Below are 16,302 nucleotides of genomic sequence, written 5' to 3' on the forward strand. Positions count from 1 at the left end.
TGGCCTCACTTGCACATGTAGATGGGCCACGGTTCGCCGGTGACAAGCCAGCGCCCGTCGTCGAACCGCAGCGTGAAGGACTCGCGGTGAGCCCAGGCGTCGAAGAGACCCTGCCCGTGTTCGGTGATCTCGACGACGACGGTGGCGGTCTCGCCCGTCGCCTCGGCGTTGACGATCGACAGCGACGCGCGGGAAGGCCGATACATCTGCGACAGCTGCTCGGAGGTGCAGCCGAGCGCGGGGTCGAGCAGGTCCTCGACTACGTCGTGGTCCTGGCTGACGACCGCCGTGATGTAGGCCTCGGTGGTGCCCGCCGGCGTCGAGAGGTCGGCCGTCCGCGGCGAGCGGGAGGTCCCGATCACCGCCGCAACGACGGCGAGAATGACGACGAGCGCGGCAACCACGCCGAGCACCAGGTTGGACCGACTGGGCATGTGTCCAGTATCCCCCCGTCAGGAAGGGATCGCGCACGGCGCGCCCGGCTCCAGTCAGCGCGGCGTCGCGGCACGACCCTCGATACGGTCGCTCGTCCCTCGCTCCCTACTCGGGGAGACGTAGAAACGGTCGCTCGTCCCTCGCTCCCTACTCGGGGAGGCGTCAAGCCGGCAGCGGGGAGACGTCGCGGCGGACCATCAGCCTCCAGAGAAGCAGCAGAGGCACGCCGACGATGAGCATCGACACGTACGGCGGCAGCAGGTCCTGCAGCGCGGGCAGGAGCGCAAAAGCGGCGACGGCCACCTGCCACCAGCGGTGCCAGCGGGGTCCCACCCGCACGAACGGGTAGAGCGGCAGAAGCCAGGTGAGGTACCACGGCTGCAGGGCTGGCGCGGCCAGGCAGAACACCGCCACCACCGCAGCGGCGAACACCCACGGACGGCCCCGGGCGTCGCCCTTCGGCCCGAACTTCACCCACGCGAGGATCACGCCCACGATGATCAGCATGGTCGACAGCAGCCCCACCGACCCGTTGGCGACCTCCTCCGAGACGATCTCGCGGTAACGGAGGAACGACGCCAGCCAGGACAACGGCGCGTTGCTCGTCGCCTCGATCGGGCTGCCGGCGGTGTCATTGCTCCAGCCGAAGCCATGACCGAGAGACGTCAGCACGAAGGTCGCCACCGTCACCGAGCCTGGCACCACCGCCACTGCGGCCAACCGCCACCAGCCCGCCACCCGCGGATACCGGAGCGACCACGCGACCGCGACCACCCCGAGGCCGAAGAGCGCCGCGGACTGCTTGATACCCATCGCGAGCCCCAGCAGGACACCGGCGACGACGAGGCCGCGCCACCCGCGCCAGCCGAGGTCGGTCACCGCCAGGAACGCGGCGACGCCCAGCGCGACCATCAGCGCGTCGTTGTGCACGCCGCCCACCCACTGCACGAGCATGATCGGGTTCAGCAGACCTGCCCACAGCACCAGACGCTCGTCCACCCCGAAGCGACGCGCCAACCGCGGCAACACGAGAGCCAGAATCACCAGCGCCGCGACGTTCGGGAGCCGGAGCGCCACCGTCGTCCAGTAGAGGTCGGCGTCGGTGAGCCGCGAGAGCCAGCCGAACAGGTCCAGCGAGAGCCCGGGGTAGACCGACGTGGTCTCGTGCCAGTGCACGCCGACGAGCAGCCCCGGCTCCCCCGCCTGACCGATCGGCGTCGTGTAGGGGTCGCGGCCCTGGTTGACGAGCCATCCAGCCGCCCCGTAGGCGTAGGCGTCGCGCGAGTGCATCGGCAGCGCGAACAGCATGGGCAGCGACCACAGCGCCGCCGTCACCAGCGGCCGGCGCCACCGAGGGCCCAACTGCCACCACGCCAGCAGCAGCACAGCGTGCAACGGCAACGTCGCCACCGGCCGCCACCAACTGGCGGGTGTCTCAAGCAGCCCGTCGGCGTCGGCCGCCAGCACTCCGACGAGCAGCGCTACCGCGCAGAGCCCCACCGCGACCCACAGCCAGGGGGCCGTCGGGCCGCTCGGGGCCGATCTCACGGAGGGAACGCGCACGGGGTCTCGTTTCGTTGTCTTGAGCCGCACCAGCGTACCGCCGAGCCCCTGCCCAGCACGCGCCGAAGACGACGCTCTCCCGCATTGACTACTTTCGACGGGGTCCGCGACGAGGTCCGCAAGCTACGCTGATCAGATGGAGTTGAAGATGTGCAGCCTGCACGTAACCGATCCCGACCTCGCCTACCGCTTCTACACCGATGTGCTGGGCTTCGAGACGATGATCGCCATGCCCGAGCACCACGTCTACGTCGTGGCGGGCAAGGGTCAGACCACCGGCCTCCTGCTGGAGCCGAGCGACCACCCCGTCGCCAGGGCCTACATGGACGGTCTGCGCGCGGAGAACCTCCCCGCCCTCGTGGTCGGCACCGACGACCTCGACGCAGCGATCGACCGGCTCAAGGCGGCGGGCGTGCGGTTCGTCGGCGAGCGGTTCAGCGACCCGTCCGGCACCGCCATCAACTTCGACGACGGCGTCGGCAACCTGATCCAGCTGCACGAAGGGGCGAGCGCATGACCAGACACCGCGTCGTCATCATCGGCTCCGGCTTCGGGGGCCTGTTCGCCGCGAAGGCGCTCAAGCACGCCGACGTGGATGTGACGCTCATCGCGCGCACCACCCACCACCTCTTCCAACCGCTGCTCTACCAGGTGGCCACCGGCATGCTGTCCGAGGGCGACATCGCCCCGGCCACGAGGGAACTGCTGCGCCGCCATCGCAACACCACCGTGCTGCTCGGTCTCGTCGAGGACATCGACCTGGCGAACCGCGTGGTCAAGTGGCGGTTCCACGACGACGAGAAGGAGACCCCCTACGACTCGCTGATCGTCGCGTCGGGCGCCGGGCAGTCGTACTTCGGCAACCAGCACTTCTCCACCTTCGCGCCCGGCATGAAGACCATCGACGACGCCCTCGAGCTGCGCGCCAGGATCTTCAACGCGTTCGAAGTGGCCGAGTTCACCACCGACCCCGACGAGCGACGCCGCCTTCTCACCTTCGTCGTCGTCGGCGCTGGCCCCACGGGCGTCGAAATGGCCGGCCAGATCCGTGAGCTTGCCGCCGGCACCCTCAACAACGAGTTCCGTTCCATCGACCCCGCCGAGGCGCGCGTCATCCTCATCGACGGCGCCGATCAGGTACTACCGCCGTTCGGGCCCAAGCTCGGCGCGGCCACCCAGGAAACGCTGGAGGACCTCGGCGTCGAGATCATCCTGGGCGCGCTGGTCACCGACCTCGACGGCACGTCGGTGACGTACAAGACGAAGGACGGCGAGCTCCACACGATCGACTCGGTCTGCAAGGTGTGGGCCGCGGGCGTCCAGGGCAGCGAGCTGGGCCAGGTGCTCGCCGACCAGTCGGAGGCGACGCTCGACCGCGCGGGTCGCGTCGTCGTCGATGAGGACCTCAGCCTGCCGGGACACCCCGAGGTGTTCGTCGTCGGCGACCTCATGTCGGTCCCCGGCGTGCCCGGCGTGGCGCAGGGTGCCATCCAGGGCGCGCGCCATGCGGTCAAGAAGATCCGTGCCCGCGTCGAGGGCGCCCCGGACCCCGGCCCGTTCCGCTACCGCGACAAGGGATCGATGGCCACCATCTCGAAATTCGCCGCCGTCGCGATGATCGGGAAGCTGCGGCTCACCGGCTTCATCGCCTGGGTGGCGTGGCTGTTCCTGCATCTGCTCTACATCGCCGGCTTCAAGCAGCGCATCACGACGCTGGTGAGCTGGGCCATCACCTTCATCTCCGGCGGGCGGGCGCAGCGTGTGGTGACCAACCAGCAGATGGTGGGACGCCTCGCCCTCGAGAGGCTCGGAGCCCGCAGCTCTGGCAAGCTGTTCCGCGGCAGCACCGCCGACGAACAACCCCCGGGAGACAAATGATGGCACCGTTCCTCAGGTTCATCCGAGACTTCGCTCTGCTGGTCACGCGGATCATCGTCGGCGTCACGCTGGTGGCCCACGGCTGGCACCGCTGGCAGGTCACGGGGCTCGAGGAACAGATGGACATCATCGCCGAGGTCGGCCTGCCCAGCGCCTACGGCCTCGCCGTGGCCACGGTCGCCTTCGAGATCATCGGCGGCATTCTGCTCATCTTCGGTCTGGCCACTCCTCTGGTCGGGCTCGGCATGCTGGTGCTCAACGCCGCGATCATCCTCACCACGAAGGCCGATAGCGGGTTCTACGCGCACGAGAACGGGTGGGAGTACAACGCCGTCCAGGCAGGGGTCGGGCTGATCCTCCTGGCGTTCGGCTCCGGCCGCGCCGGCCTCGACCACCTCTTCATCCGGCCCCGCGACGAGGACGGCGTGCTCATCAGCCCCGCGCCGCCGCCACGGCAACCGCCCCCCGCCGCCGCCGACGACGACACACAGCCGCCTCACAGCTGACTCATAGCGCGGCCCGTGGATCCCGTGGCACAGTGGCACCATGGCTAGCCTCACCCGCCCCGACGGCACCCCGATCCGCGTGCTCGCCGTCGACGACGAACCGAGCCTCATCGAGCTGCTGTCCATGGCCATGCGCTACGAGGGCTGGGACGTCACCACCGCCGCGACCGGCGGCGACGCCGTCCGCGCGGCCCGCGAGACGCATCCCGACGCGCTGGTCCTCGACATCATGTTGCCCGACTTCGACGGCCTCGAGGTGATGCGCCGCATCCGCGCCGAGCAGCCCGACGTTCCCGTGATCTTCCTCACCGCGAAGGACGGGGTCACCGACCGGATCGCGGGCCTGACCGCCGGCGGCGACGACTACGTCACCAAGCCCTTCTCGCTCGAGGAGCTCATCGCCCGGCTGCGTGGGCTGCTGCGCCGGTCGGGCGCGACCACGGCCCGGCCCGACACCCAGCTCGTCGTCGGGGATCTCATCCTCGACGAGGAGTCCCGCGAGGTGACGCGGGCCGGGGAACCGATCTCATTGACCGCCACCGAATTCGAGCTCCTGCGTTTCCTCATGCGCAACCCGAAGCGGGTGCTCTCCAAGGCGCAGATCCTCGACCGGGTCTGGAACTACGACTTCGGCGGCCAGGCCAACGTGGTGGAGCTCTACATCTCGTACCTGCGCAAGAAGATCGACGCCAACCGCGAGCCGATGATCCACACGATGCGTGGTGCCGGGTACGTGCTGCGGCCCGCGGTCTCATGACCCGATCCAAGGGGACGCTCGCCTCGCAACTCCAGCCGCGGGTGGTCATCACCGTCGCCGTCATGACGCTGCTCGTCAGCCTCGCCACGGTCGTCGCGGCGCGGTCGATCCTCTACGGCCAGCTCGACGCCGAACTCGAAGCCACCCAGGTGCTCCAAGGGCTCGGGGGCCAGGCCGGTGGCGGCGGCGCGGTGCCCGGGATCGAGACGCCAGGCATCCAGCGCGGCACCATCATGGCGCTTCGGCTCCCCAACGGCACCGAGCTAGGCAGCCTCGTCGGGGACGGCGCCTTCGAGCCGATCAGCTCGGCAGCGGGCCAGGCTCTGCTGGAGGTGCCCGCGGACGATCAGAAGCACACCGTCGCACTGCCCGGGTACGGCGGCTACCGGGTGGAGGCCCACACCACCCCAGCCGGCCAGCTCGTGGTGGGGCTCCCTACCAGCGACATCAACCGCTCGCTGCTCTGGCTGTCGCTCTTCGCGGTGGGCGTGAGCCTCGTGGCGGTGTCGGCCACGGCGCTCGTCACGCGCACGGTCATCGATCGGGCCACCGAACCGCTGGTCGCGCTCACCGAGACCGCCGACGAGGTGAGCAGGCTGGAGCTCGCGCGCGGCACCGTCGAGGTGCCCAGAATGCAGGGCCCGATGCTTCCAGAGAACAACGAGGTGACCCGGCTCAGCGAGGCGTTCGACCAGATGCTGGGGCGCGTCGAGGAGGCGCTCGGCGCCCGCGAAGCGTCGGAGGCCAAACTGCGCCGCTTCGTCGCCGACGCCTCCCACGAGCTCCGCAATCCCCTGGCCGCCATCCGCGGATACGCCGAACTCGCCGGCCGCGCCCCGACCCCCCAGGACGCCGCCTTCGCGACCAGGCGCATCGGCGCCGAGTCGGAGCGCATGACGAAGCTCGTTCAGGACCTGCTCCTGCTGGCCCGCCTCGACTCGGAGGTCACACCCGAGCCGAGGCCGGTCGACGTCGTCGAGGTGGTGCTGAACGCCGTGAGCGACGCACAGGCCGCCGGGCGGACCCACCGCTGGCTGCTCAACCTGCCCGACGACGCCGTCGAGGTGCTCGCAGACGCCGACCAGCTGCAGCAGGTCATGGTCAACCTCCTGTCCAACGCCCGCACCCACACCCCCGCCGGCACCACGGTGACGACCTCGGTGTGGGTGGACGGGGCGACGGCCACCGTCGAAGTGGCCGACGACGGCGCCGGCATCCCTCCCGAGATCCTCCCCCACGTGTTCGAACGGTTCGCGCGTGCCGACGACTCCCGGGCACACTCCGCGGCCCACTCGACCGGCCTGGGGCTGGCGATCGTCAAGGCAGTCGTCGAGGGGTTCGGCGGCACGGCGTCGGTCCACTCGGCTCCCGGCGACACGCGATTCCGGATTACCTTGCCGTTGGCTGGGCGCCCGTGACCTCCGCGTGAGCCACTATTGCCCCCATGAGTAGGCCTGCTCTCCTGGAGCTGATCGTCAGAGGGGACTTCGAGCAGACACGTCAGGTCTTGCTCGCTGAGCCAAAGATTGACAGGGCGACGGCCACCGCCGTCGGCCGACTCCGCCGAGAGATGGCCAAGGCGCCCGCCGGAGAGTCCTCCGCGTACTGGGAGGGCGAGCTCAGCGATGGGCACTGGGATGCGGTGACGGTCGCTCACCTCGCGTCGTTGCCTGCCTCAAAAGCTGCCGGTGTCTCATCGGTATCACGACGCGCGGCATCTACCCTGCCCGAGATCTTCCAGGGTGAGCTCGCCGCGATAGTCGATGGCTGGGCCTCCCTTTACCAGCGGAACCCGAGGAACTGGGACCGGAACGGTCACTATCCGATCATGTTCGAGTGGGTGGGCCGGGGTCTGATTCCCGCGCCCGTGCACGACGGAGCAGTCAACCTCTGGCTGGAGTTCGCCACCCGCATCGTGCATCCGCTGTCGCCCCCGGGGGCGGGCGAGCCGCAGGACTGGACGGTGCCCACTCCCCAGGCGTGTCCCGCTCTCTACGTCGTGACGCTCCCGCTGCTGTTCCAGGCGGCCGTCAAGCCAGGCCTGGGGGCTGCCGCACTCGACCATCAGAGCGGTGGACAGGTCCAGGACCTGGTCTGCCACCTCGTCGAGTCAGGGGTGTGGGATCACACGGAAACCGTCAGCCGACTGGAAGCAGCCATGCTCCTGCCCGATCGGGCAAATGCCTTTCAGCAGCGATGGCTCAAGCAGTTGGAGCAGCGTCTCGCTGAGCTGCGCTGAACGATGCGCAGGCCTCCACACCGTGGTGGTCCACGATCGCCAGCTGTGCTTCGACGGACTGGGAGGTGCAGAGCTGACCGATCGTGTCGAAACGCTACTGACGGCCCGAACCGTCGGAACGATCCTCAACGGCGGTGACGGGGGCCGCTCGTTGGGGTGAGGGAACTGGTCACGGGGCGCGTTAAGGGGCCCGACACTTGTTGGCAACGTCCAATCGACCTAGGAAGACTTTCGCGTCATCCTTCAACTTCCACCCTGGCACAGCCCCGTGCACTGAACGCTTCGCCTGGTACACCTTGTCCCGAGACGACCGAAGGCGGTCCCAGATTGTTGCGGAGAAGTATGTCAAGGATGCTGAAACTCGGAGCGGCTCTCAGCGTCAGCGTGGCGATCCTGGTGGGGGTATCGCCTGCGGTTGAGGCCGACGAGGGGGCGCGGCCGGTCGACCTTGCGATACTGGTGGGAGGCTGTTGAGCCCGATCACGGCACCGAGATGATCCTTGTGGAAACGCGATCCCTGGGTTCCGAGGCATTCGTTGCCGAAGGAGACGTAGCCCATGTTGAGGTCCCAGTGGACCCCCGATCAGGGGTTTCCGTATCGGACCAGGACGAGGGGATTTCCATCTCCTTGCCGAAGAATGCTGTCTTCAGTGACGGTGTTCCGACGGATGATGGATCTGTGGTATTTGAGTCAGTTGACGGACGAACCGAGGGCGTCGTGGTAGAGGCGCTGGACGACGGCTCCGTGCAGCTTCAGACAGTTCTTGGCGGGCCGGAAGCTGACCACGACCTTGAGTACCAGCTTGGCGTTCCCGCAGAGGCTCGGGTCGAATTGTCAGAGAATGGCACCGTTCTCGTTTTCGGAGCGGACGATTCGTTGCTGGGCGGCCTGGCGACCCCTTGGGCGGTGGATGCTACTGGTGCTGACGTCAAAACGTATTTCAGCCTTGAAGGTGCCAAGGTGACGCAACATGTCATCACTGGTGATTCCACGGCGTATCCTGTGACGACGGATCCGTGGCTCGGCATCGCGCTCATTAGCAGCGTGACGCGGAAGTACGACTCTGTCAATGGAGGCAGTCGCTTCTACGTGTATCCAACGTGGTGGGGCCGCGGAGGGGCAGGAGCGGCGGCTCGCTGGTCGGCCTGGAGTGAAGCCCGAAGCAAGGGCGTTTGGGACAACTCGTCACTGAGGAATCAGTTCTACTGCCATTACGACACTCGCCCGGTGACAACCTTCAAGTCCTCGTGGAACCTGGAGAATTGGCGCAGCGACAAGGGATATTGGGGTTTCAGCTGCGTTGTGCAATTAGGGAGATGGGCAAATGACTCGAGGAAGAAGCGTCGTTCTGTGGGTAGCCACTGGAGTAGCCGGGCTCGGAGCTCTGATCCTTGGTGTGGCGGCGGGTTACGCTGCCGACGCGGCATCGGAGTCAGGAGGGGGCGCCGGGAGTCTCGCCCGCATCCTGGCTGTGGGGCCGTGGGCTCTCGCCGGACTTTCGGGACTCCTGCTGCTGGCCGCGGTGTTCGTCACGTCTGCCCACGCTCGAGGACGACACGACCAGGCAAGGGTCGTCGGTCCGATGCTGTTGGTTGTGGGAGGGGCAGTCGGAATGCTACTTTTCGTGCCCCTTGGGTTGCTGACCATCGTGGGATTCGCCTGGCTGATCGCACAGGCCCTTTCCACGCGATCGACGAAGCAGCCCGCTTAGTTCGGTGAATGCTCTCGCTCAGCGGGGAGATGGCTCAAGCAGTTGGAGCGACTCGCGGCGCTGGCACGAATCAACGCCCCCGACCCTGATGGGTCGGGGGCGCCCTGCACGATTCTGGTGAGGGGTATCTGAGATCAGGCCTTCTGCACCGTGATGGTCCACGTGGCGTCGCCGACCTGCTCGAAGTTGGTCACGGGATAGCCCGCGGCAGCGGCCCAGTGCGGAATGGAGTCCGTTCCCTGGGTGCAGTCGAAGTCGATGATCAGCTCGTCGCCGACGTCGAGGCTCTTGATCGCCTGCTTGGCCTCGACGAGCGGGAAGGGGCAGACCTGACCGATCGTGTCGAGGCGGTACTGACGGCCGGAGCCGTCCGGACGATCCTCGACGGCAGTGACGGACCCTCCCGGGGCCTCGGCGGGCTGGGCGATGAGGGGCTTGGTGAAACGGGAGAAGATGCTCATGGCGTGTCCTTGGGATGAGTCGGATCAGTTGGCGCGGACAAGGTCGCTGGGGGCCACGGGGACGGCCTGCGCCCCAGCGCGGCGATGGGTCTGGACGAAGAAGCGGGCGGCGAAGCCGACGCCGAGGAAGGTGAACAGGAACGCGGTCCAGCCCTGGTAGCTGAACAGAGCGGTCTGCACCAGGGCGTTGCCGATGGTGCAGCCACCTGCGATCGCGGCACCGACGCCCATGAGGGAGCCGCCCGCGATGGCCCGGATGGCGGTCGGCGCGTCGGGAGCGCGGAGCCGGAACTCGCCCGCGAGCTTGGCCGCGATGTAGGAGCCGGGGATGAGGCCGAGGACGAACAGCACGCCCCAGTCGATGCGGGACGCGTCTCCGGTGGCCAGGAAGTTGACGATGTTGGCCGACGGGGTGGTGATGCCGAGACCGGAGTTGCGGCCGGTGGCGTTCGAGAGCGGGTAGGCAGCCGCGGCGATGACGCCGACGAGGATGGCCGAGGCGTAGGGGCTCCACGGACGCTCGAGCAGGAGGTGAGCCAGGCCGGACCGGCGGGCCGCCGGACGGGCCACCACCTGGCGCGCAACCCGCTGCGTCCACACCAGCCAGCCGACGACGCCCGCGAGCACGAGGACGAGCAGCCATGCGCTGATCCCCAGAGAGTCGTGGATGGTGGTGAGCTCGGTCTTGTCGGCCAGCGCCGCAGTCGTGACGGGCTGCAACGCCCCGTACTTCATGAATGAGGCGAGCAGGGCGTAGAAGACCAGGGCGATCCACGACCCGATGAGGCCCTCCCCGGAGCGGTAGTAGGTGCCGGTGGCGCAGCCACCCGCCAGCACGATGCCGATGCCGAAGAGGAACGAACCGCCGATGACCCCGAGCCAGGCGATCGCCGGCACCTTGGCGACGATGAGGTCCTGACCGAGCAGCCCCTGGACGAGGACAGCCTGAACGAGGATCGCGAGGAGGAACGCTGTCAGCCAGCGTTTGGAGCCGCTCAGCCAGACGTCGCGGAACGCGCCGGTGACGCAGAAGCGCCCCCGTTGGAAAACAAAGCCGAGCAGAAGCCCGATAGCGAGACCAGAAATGATCATGGGAAATCCTTGAGTGTGAAAAGGGCATGGAAGAAACGACGTGAAGAATTCGCATTGAAGACAATGCCAAGCAAAAGGGGAAGATCTACCCCGGAGGTACTGGGGGGCTCACGCGTCGTGGTGAGTGCCCCGCAGCCTTGACCCTCGCGGGGTCAGCGCATCGAGCGACGACAACAGCGACATCCGCAGATGTCTCTGCACGCGCGGCCGAACCAACGGGCGCGGGCCGGAATCAAGCTCATGCGCAGAATGCTGCCACATGATGCGATCGAGTTTCGACGCCAATTCCGCGTGGACAACCCGGGTTGACCGTTTCTCCGCGTGGCGTTGTTAATCCGTTCGCCAGTGGAGAACGTCCGGAATATTCGGTGCGAGTCAGAATTCCTGCCGTCCTTGCGCCTTCTTGTCCCAGAGGCGGGACGGAAGCGGGAGGAGCTTCCACTGACTGGGCGTCTGCGCAGCCACTCCCCCTCCAACGTCAGCTGCCCGGAGTAGCATCGTCGCTCTACCTGGAAAGGACTTTCCCATGCAGATCACCCGCTCCGCGCTCGCGCAGATGGTCGACCACACGCTCCTCAAGACCGACGCCACCCGCGCCCAGGTCTCGGCCCTCGTCGCCGAGGCCCGCGAATTGGGGGTCTTCTCCGTGTGCGTGTCGCCCTCGATGCTGCCGATCACCGACGAACTCGGCGACGTCAAGGTCGCCACCGTCTGCGGCTTCCCGTCGGGCAACCACACGGCGGCCGCCAAGGCCGCCGAGGCCGCGGAATCCTCGAAGCTGGGCGCCGACGAGATCGACATGGTCATCAACATCGGTCTGCTCAAGGAGGGTCGCGCGGACGCCGTCGAAGAGGAGATCCGGGCCGTACGAGAGGCGACCACCGGGCTGCTGAAGGTGATCATCGAGTCGGCGGCCCTGACCGACGACGAGATCGTGGCAGCCTGCAAAGCCGCGGAGGCCGCGGGAGCCGATTACGTCAAGACCTCCACCGGCTTCCACCCCGCAGGCGGCGCCTCAGCCCACGCTGTCAAGCTCATGGCCGACACCGTCGGCGGACGTCTCGGCGTCAAGGCCAGCGGCGGCATCCGCGACTTCGCCTCCGCCAATGAGATGGTCGAGGCTGGCGCCACCCGCCTGGGCCTCTCCGGCACCCGCGCGGTCCTCGACGGCGCAGACGGCGTCGAGATCGACGACGAGGGCGACGGCGGCTACTGAACTTCGCGGAACCTCGTGATTCGCCCTGAGAAAATGTGCCTCCACGCCGCTATGTGCGCTGGCACGTCATTTTCCCAGGACGAACCCGTTGCCCTCACCCGCTGATCCGGGCTCACTCGGCGAACTGGGTGGCGTAAAGCGTCGCGTAGTGGCCGCCCGTCGCGAGGAGTTCGGAGTGCGTGCCGCTCTCGGCGACCTTGCCCGCCTCGACGACCAGGATCTGGTCCGCGTGGCGGACCGTCGACAGCCGATGCGCGATGACGATGGACGTGCGCCCCTCCCGCGCGTTGTCCAGCGCGTCCTGCACCAGCGACTCCGACTCGGAATCCAGGTGCGCCGTCGCCTCATCGAGCACCAGGATGGGCGGGGCTTTCAACAGCAGCCGCGCGATCGCGAAGCGCTGACGCTCTCCCCCGCTCAGGCGGTAGCCGCGCTCCCCCACCACGGTGTTCAAACCGTCGGGGAGGCGACGGACCAGCTGTGCGATCTGCGCGGACTCCAGGGCCGCCCAGAGCTCTTCCTGCGAGGCTCCGGGCTTGGCGTAGCGGAGGTTCGCCTCGATGGTGTCGTGGAACAGGTGCGCGTCCTGCGTGACGTAGCCGATCTGCTCCTGCAGCGACTGCAACTGCACCCCGCGCACATCCTTCCCGGCGATCTCCACGACGCCTGAGTCGACGTCGTAGAGGCGTGACAGCAGGTGGGTGATCGTCGTCTTTCCCGCGCCGGACGGGCCGACCAGTGCGACGGTCTGCCCAGGCAGCGCCTCGAACGTGACCCCGCGGAGCACGGGGTCCGGCGACGACTCCCCCAGCGCCGCCGTCGGCTCCAGTGAGGCGAGCGAGACCTGGTGGGCATCGGGGTAGGTGAACCACACGTCCCGGAAGACCACGCTTGGTGGGCCGTCGACCTCTTCGGCGTCCGGTGCGTCGACGATGAGAGGCTCGAGGTCGAGCACCTCGAAGACACGCTCGAAGCTGACCAACGCCGTCATGATGTCGACCCTCAGGTTGCTGAGCTGCATGAGCGGTCCATAGAGACGGGCGAGCAGGGCCACCAGTGCGGTGAGGGTTCCGACGGTGAGCTGGTCGCGCACCGCGGCGACGCCGCCGAAACCGTAGAACATGGCGGTGGCGAGTGCTCCCACCAGCGCCATCGCGGTCATGAAGGTCCGCGACACCATGGCGATCTTGACCCCTGAGTCCGCCACGTCACGTGCCTGCCGGGCGAACTGCTGATGCTCGGTGGCGGGGTCGCCGAACAGCTTCACCAGTAGGGCCCCCGAGACGGAGAAGCGCTCGGTCATCGTCGCCGACATCTCCGCCTGCTGCTGCATGCGGTTGCGGGACAGATCTGCCAGCCGCCGGCCCACGAGCTGCGCCGGGACCATGAACAACGGCAGCAGAACGAGCGCGGCGAGGGTGAGCGGCCAGCTCAGCACGAGCATGGAACCGAGCACAAGGACCAGCGTGACGGAGTTGCTCACCAGCGTCGACAACGTCGAGGTGAACGCCTGCTGCGCGCCGTTGACGTCGGACTGCAGTCGGGAGACGAGCTTGCCCGTGTGCGAACGGCTGAAGAAGGCGATGGGCATGCGCATGACGTGATCGAAGATCTGCGTTCGCATGGAGTAGATGAGGCCCTCACCGATGCGCGCCGAGCACCACCGCTCGACGAGGCTGATCGCCGCGGAGCCGAGCGCCATCCCGGCCACAGCGAGCGCGAGCCAGACAATTAGTTCGATGTCGCCCGCGAGTACGCCGTCGTCGATGATGCGCTGGAACAGAAGTAGAGGCGCTACGGAGAGCGCGCTGCCGACGATGACCGACAGCATGAAGATGATGATGAGGCCCTTGAAGGGTGCGCCATAGGCGATGACTCTGCGGGCGGTGCCGCGGTCAAGTTTGTGGTGGGTGATTTCGGGATCTGCGGCGAGACGGCCGATCATCCGGCCCCCGCCCATGCCTCGTCCGACACTCATAAGCCGCTCCTGGATGCCCCTTCTGCTGGGGCTGGGGCCGCCCGGTCAACAACGGCGCCGACCAGGAGTACAACCACGCCCGGGCCGAGTCTATTCCCTGGGCCAGGGCACCCGAATCGGCTGGGCGCGCCATGCCCGCGAGACCAGCGGCCGCGGAGCGTCTGGGGCATTAGGCTCACGTTCCATGCTTCTGAGCGATCGTGACATCCGCGCCGACGTTGCCGACGGCCACATCCGGCTCGACCCCTGGGACCCGGAGATGGTCCAGCCCGCCAGCATCGATGTGCGGCTCGACAAGTACTTCCGGGTGTTCGAGAACCACCGCTACCCCTCGATCGATCCGTCGCAGGAGCAGTCCGAACTGACCCGCCTAATCGAGGTGTCCCCCACTGAGCCCTTCATCCTCCATCCGGGGAGTTCGTGCTGGCGTCGACCTACGAACTGGTGACGCTCGGCACCTCTGTGGCGGCGCGGTTGGAGGGCAAGTCCTCGCTCGGCAGGCTGGGTCTGCTCACCCACTCGACGGCGGGCTTCATCGACCCGGGGTTCTCCGGGCACGTGACGCTCGAGCTCAGCAACATGGCGACGCTGCCGGTCAAACTTTTCCCCGGTATGAAGATCGGCCAGCTGTGCTTCTTCAGGCTCACCTCCGAGGCGGAGCATCCGTACGGTTCGGCGCAGTACGGATCGCGCTACCAGGGTCAGCGCGGCCCGACGGCGTCCAGGTCGTTCCAGAACTTCCACCGCACCGAGGTCTAAGGAACGCCCCGCAGCCCTGCGGTCTCCCGTTCATCCTGAGAAAATGAGGTCCTGACGGCTATACGAGCCTGGCGAGTCAATTCTTCAGGACGAACGGAAGCCGAAAGGGATGCGCTGGGTCAGGCGCGTGGCGGCTCGATCCGCACCGACACCCCGTCGCCCAGATCAAGCACCGTCCCCAGTTCCACGACGACCGAATCGCCCTCACGCAGCGCGAACGGCTGCCCGCTGACCGGCAGCACCGTGGTGCCGTTGGTCGAGTTGAGGTCCGTCACGTGCACGGACCAGCCGCTGGTCGTGACGAGGAGGTGGCTGCGGGAGATGTCGTTGCTGGGGCTGGTCACCCTCAGCACGGTCGCCCCCGCCGGGCCCTTGGCCGGATCGGGTGCCCTACCGATGATGACCCCCTCGCCTACCTCGGCGAACTGACCCTGGGTGGTGTGCACGGCGGCGAGTTCCGGACGGGGCATCCGCTGGGCCCGGCTCGAGTCCACCGGACCCATGCAGATCCGACAGAGGCGAGCGCCAGGCTCGTTCGGATGTCCGTTGAGGCACGTCACGACGAGCACTCCGCCCGGCTGCGCGGGCGCGTCCGCCGGGGTGCCCGAGCTGAACGGCGCATCGGGAGCTGCGGCCGACCTGCCAAGCGAAAAGATGAGGTCGGAGTCGTCCTCCTCATCTGACTGGGGCGCGGCAAGGGTGTGCTCGGCCGAGGGCGAGGAGAGCGATGCCGGTTCGTCGAACACGGCGACGGGGCTCAGCCCAGCCGCGAACGGAGGTGCCAGGAAGGGCTCGTCGGCGTCGGGACTGGCCGGCGGCGGGATGGGCGAGAAGCCGGCGAAGGGGGTCGGCTGGGACATCGGCTCGTCGTCATACAGATCGACCTCGTCGCCATACGGATCATGGTCGTCGTCGTACGGATCGTGCTCGTGGTCGAACGCATCGTCGTCGACAGCTGCGGGGCTGGCCTCGGCGAGGTCCATCTCGTCAGCGTCCTGCCCCTCATCGCCAGCGTCGTCGAGTATCGCCAGGGGTGTGAGAAGCCCGGTGCCCTCCGCGGACGGAAAGCGCACGAGGTCATCGGAGTCTGTGGAGAGGGTGAGCGACGACACGGTCGCGGCCCCCACCAGGAGCGGAAGCTGCACCGAATCGGGCGACTCCCCCGACCCCAGATCAACGCGGAGTCGGCGCTCCCCTCCCAAATGCTCTTCGCGCCAGGTGACGGTGCCCCGACCGTCGAGGACTGTCTCGCCCGACCGATCGTCGAGCACCTTGACCAGTCCGCGCGTGAGTCCGTGCAGACCGTCGCTGTCCCAGTGGAAGGCCGCGAAGTCGGGCATGCGGTCGAGTCCCAGGTCGGCGACGCACTTGAGCAACGCATCCAGCGACCGTGCCTGGACGATGTCCTCCCACAGCTCCGTGATGACCGCCGTCGCGCGCGACGGTGCCGGGAGCATGACCACCGCCGTGGTCGGTCCGGCCAGAACAAGCCAGTCACCCGGGGTGTACGTCACCCTCCAAGCTGCGATGGGCACCATCTGTCGTTCCTCCTTCGCGACGGTGCGGCCCCACGTGGGCCGCACCCTGCCAGCGTACGAGCCCGAGCGCTCATCCGCACGGGAACCCTCACCTCACGAACGCCAACACGACAGACGAAACGCCACCGGGAGACGCCGACGCCAACCGGTAGCCGGGAACGCCAACCA

General features: G+C 67.8%; 14 protein-coding genes and 1 pseudogene. 9 read left to right on the forward strand and 6 right to left on the reverse strand.

What is annotated here, in order from left to right; genetic code table 11:
• Nucleotides 1-5 precede the first annotated feature (5 nt).
• Together RPIT_RS12015 and mptB are read right to left on the reverse strand one after the other, a co-directional pair.
• A complete protein-coding gene (locus RPIT_RS12015) occupies nucleotides 6-434 on the reverse strand; it encodes a hypothetical protein (protein ID WP_077343628.1) in 429 nt (142 codons plus the stop codon).
• A gap of 163 nt (nucleotides 435-597) precedes the next feature.
• Nucleotides 598-1,998: a polyprenol phosphomannose-dependent alpha 1,6 mannosyltransferase MptB gene (gene mptB / locus RPIT_RS12020; RefSeq protein WP_077343630.1), complete on the reverse strand. Its 1,401-nt coding sequence runs from the start codon at nucleotides 1,996-1,998 to the stop codon at nucleotides 598-600.
• A 136-nt stretch (nucleotides 1,999-2,134) separates the two neighbouring features.
• Here mptB and RPIT_RS12025 point away from each other — a divergent pair, with 136 nt between their 5' ends.
• The 7 genes from RPIT_RS12025 to RPIT_RS16175 all read left to right on the forward strand — a co-directional run bounded on the left by RPIT_RS12025 (nucleotide 2,135) and on the right by RPIT_RS16175 (nucleotide 9,098).
• Nucleotides 2,135-2,515, forward strand: a complete 381-nt coding sequence (locus RPIT_RS12025) for a VOC family protein (protein WP_077343631.1) — start codon at nucleotides 2,135-2,137, stop codon at nucleotides 2,513-2,515.
• The gene (locus RPIT_RS12030; protein WP_077343632.1) at nucleotides 2,512-3,876 is read left to right on the forward strand and encodes an NAD(P)/FAD-dependent oxidoreductase; all 1,365 of its coding nucleotides are present in this window, start codon (nucleotides 2,512-2,514) and stop codon (nucleotides 3,874-3,876) included. Before RPIT_RS12025 ends, RPIT_RS12030 begins: the two co-directional genes overlap by 4 nt.
• Nucleotides 3,873-4,382 (forward strand): DoxX family protein, encoded by a 510-nt coding sequence (locus tag RPIT_RS12035; RefSeq protein ID WP_077343633.1) that lies wholly within the window; start codon nucleotides 3,873-3,875, stop codon nucleotides 4,380-4,382. Before RPIT_RS12030 ends, RPIT_RS12035 begins: the two co-directional genes overlap by 4 nt.
• A gap of 40 nt (nucleotides 4,383-4,422) precedes the next feature.
• Nucleotides 4,423-5,139, forward strand: coding sequence for a response regulator transcription factor (locus RPIT_RS12040; RefSeq protein ID WP_077343635.1), 717 nt, complete (start codon nucleotides 4,423-4,425; stop codon nucleotides 5,137-5,139).
• Nucleotides 5,136-6,557 (forward strand): sensor histidine kinase, encoded by a 1,422-nt coding sequence (locus RPIT_RS12045; RefSeq protein ID WP_077343637.1) that lies wholly within the window; start codon nucleotides 5,136-5,138, stop codon nucleotides 6,555-6,557. Before RPIT_RS12040 ends, RPIT_RS12045 begins: the two co-directional genes overlap by 4 nt.
• Before the next feature lie 26 nt (nucleotides 6,558-6,583).
• Nucleotides 6,584-7,378: a hypothetical protein gene (locus RPIT_RS12050; protein WP_077343639.1), complete on the forward strand. Its 795-nt coding sequence runs from the start codon at nucleotides 6,584-6,586 to the stop codon at nucleotides 7,376-7,378.
• A gap of 493 nt (nucleotides 7,379-7,871) precedes the next feature.
• Nucleotides 7,872-9,098, forward strand: coding sequence for a DUF2599 domain-containing protein (locus RPIT_RS16175; protein ID WP_077343641.1), 1,227 nt, complete (start codon nucleotides 7,872-7,874; stop codon nucleotides 9,096-9,098).
• Between the two features lie 126 nt (nucleotides 9,099-9,224).
• On the opposite strand, the gene RPIT_RS15820 is transcribed toward RPIT_RS16175, so the two are convergent.
• Both RPIT_RS15820 and RPIT_RS12060 read right to left on the reverse strand, forming a co-directional pair.
• Nucleotides 9,225-9,551 carry a sulfurtransferase TusA family protein gene (locus RPIT_RS15820; RefSeq protein WP_093664928.1) on the reverse strand — a complete coding sequence of 109 codons (327 nt, stop codon included), beginning with the start codon at nucleotides 9,549-9,551 and terminating at the stop codon, nucleotides 9,225-9,227.
• Nucleotides 9,552-9,575: 24 nt separating this feature from the next.
• Nucleotides 9,576-10,643: a YeeE/YedE family protein gene (locus RPIT_RS12060; protein WP_093664926.1), complete on the reverse strand. Its 1,068-nt coding sequence runs from the start codon at nucleotides 10,641-10,643 to the stop codon at nucleotides 9,576-9,578.
• Nucleotides 10,644-11,169: 526 nt separating this feature from the next.
• Here RPIT_RS12060 and deoC point away from each other — a divergent pair.
• Entirely contained in the window at nucleotides 11,170-11,859 is a 690-nt protein-coding gene (gene deoC / locus RPIT_RS12065; protein WP_077343644.1) for a deoxyribose-phosphate aldolase, read from the forward strand.
• A 112-nt stretch (nucleotides 11,860-11,971) separates the two neighbouring features.
• Here deoC and RPIT_RS12070 read toward each other — a convergent pair whose 3' ends face one another.
• Nucleotides 11,972-13,837, reverse strand: coding sequence for an ABC transporter ATP-binding protein (locus RPIT_RS12070; RefSeq protein ID WP_077343646.1), 1,866 nt, complete (start codon nucleotides 13,835-13,837; stop codon nucleotides 11,972-11,974).
• Between the two features lie 184 nt (nucleotides 13,838-14,021).
• Between RPIT_RS12070 and dcd the strand changes: the two are divergent.
• Nucleotides 14,022-14,596: pseudogene (gene dcd / locus RPIT_RS12075) on the forward strand (dCTP deaminase).
• 119 nt (nucleotides 14,597-14,715) lie between these two features.
• Here dcd and RPIT_RS12080 read toward each other — a convergent pair.
• The gene (locus RPIT_RS12080) at nucleotides 14,716-16,179 is read right to left on the reverse strand and encodes an FHA domain-containing protein (RefSeq protein ID WP_077343648.1); all 1,464 of its coding nucleotides are present in this window, start codon (nucleotides 16,177-16,179) and stop codon (nucleotides 14,716-14,718) included.
• Nucleotides 16,180-16,302 lie beyond the last annotated feature (123 nt).

Source organism: Tessaracoccus flavus, assembly GCF_001997295.1.
GTDB classification, from domain to species: Bacteria; Actinomycetota; Actinomycetes; order Propionibacteriales; family Propionibacteriaceae; genus Arachnia; species Arachnia flava.

Excerpts from the sequence above, each read along its gene's own strand:
- RPIT_RS12040 (WP_077343635.1), top strand. The coding sequence starts at position 4,423 with ATGGCTAGCCTCACCCGCCCCGACGGCACCCCGATCCGCGTGCTCGCC.
- RPIT_RS12015 (WP_077343628.1), bottom strand. The coding sequence starts at position 434 with ATGCCCAGTCGGTCCAACCTGGTGCTCGGCGTGGTTGCCGCGCTCGTC.
- deoC (WP_077343644.1), top strand. The coding sequence starts at position 11,170 with ATGCAGATCACCCGCTCCGCGCTCGCGCAGATGGTCGACCACACGCTC.
- RPIT_RS12035 (WP_077343633.1), top strand. The coding sequence starts at position 3,873 with ATGATGGCACCGTTCCTCAGGTTCATCCGAGACTTCGCTCTGCTGGTC.
- RPIT_RS12060 (WP_093664926.1), bottom strand. The coding sequence starts at position 10,643 with ATGATCATTTCTGGTCTCGCTATCGGGCTTCTGCTCGGCTTTGTTTTC.
- RPIT_RS12025 (WP_077343631.1), top strand. The coding sequence starts at position 2,135 with ATGGAGTTGAAGATGTGCAGCCTGCACGTAACCGATCCCGACCTCGCC.
- RPIT_RS12050 (WP_077343639.1), top strand. The coding sequence starts at position 6,584 with ATGAGTAGGCCTGCTCTCCTGGAGCTGATCGTCAGAGGGGACTTCGAG.
- RPIT_RS16175 (WP_077343641.1), top strand. The coding sequence starts at position 7,872 with ATGATCCTTGTGGAAACGCGATCCCTGGGTTCCGAGGCATTCGTTGCC.
- RPIT_RS12045 (WP_077343637.1), top strand. The coding sequence starts at position 5,136 with ATGACCCGATCCAAGGGGACGCTCGCCTCGCAACTCCAGCCGCGGGTG.
- RPIT_RS15820 (WP_093664928.1), bottom strand. The coding sequence starts at position 9,551 with ATGAGCATCTTCTCCCGTTTCACCAAGCCCCTCATCGCCCAGCCCGCC.
- RPIT_RS12030 (WP_077343632.1), top strand. The coding sequence starts at position 2,512 with ATGACCAGACACCGCGTCGTCATCATCGGCTCCGGCTTCGGGGGCCTG.
- RPIT_RS12070 (WP_077343646.1), bottom strand. The coding sequence starts at position 13,837 with ATGAGTGTCGGACGAGGCATGGGCGGGGGCCGGATGATCGGCCGTCTC.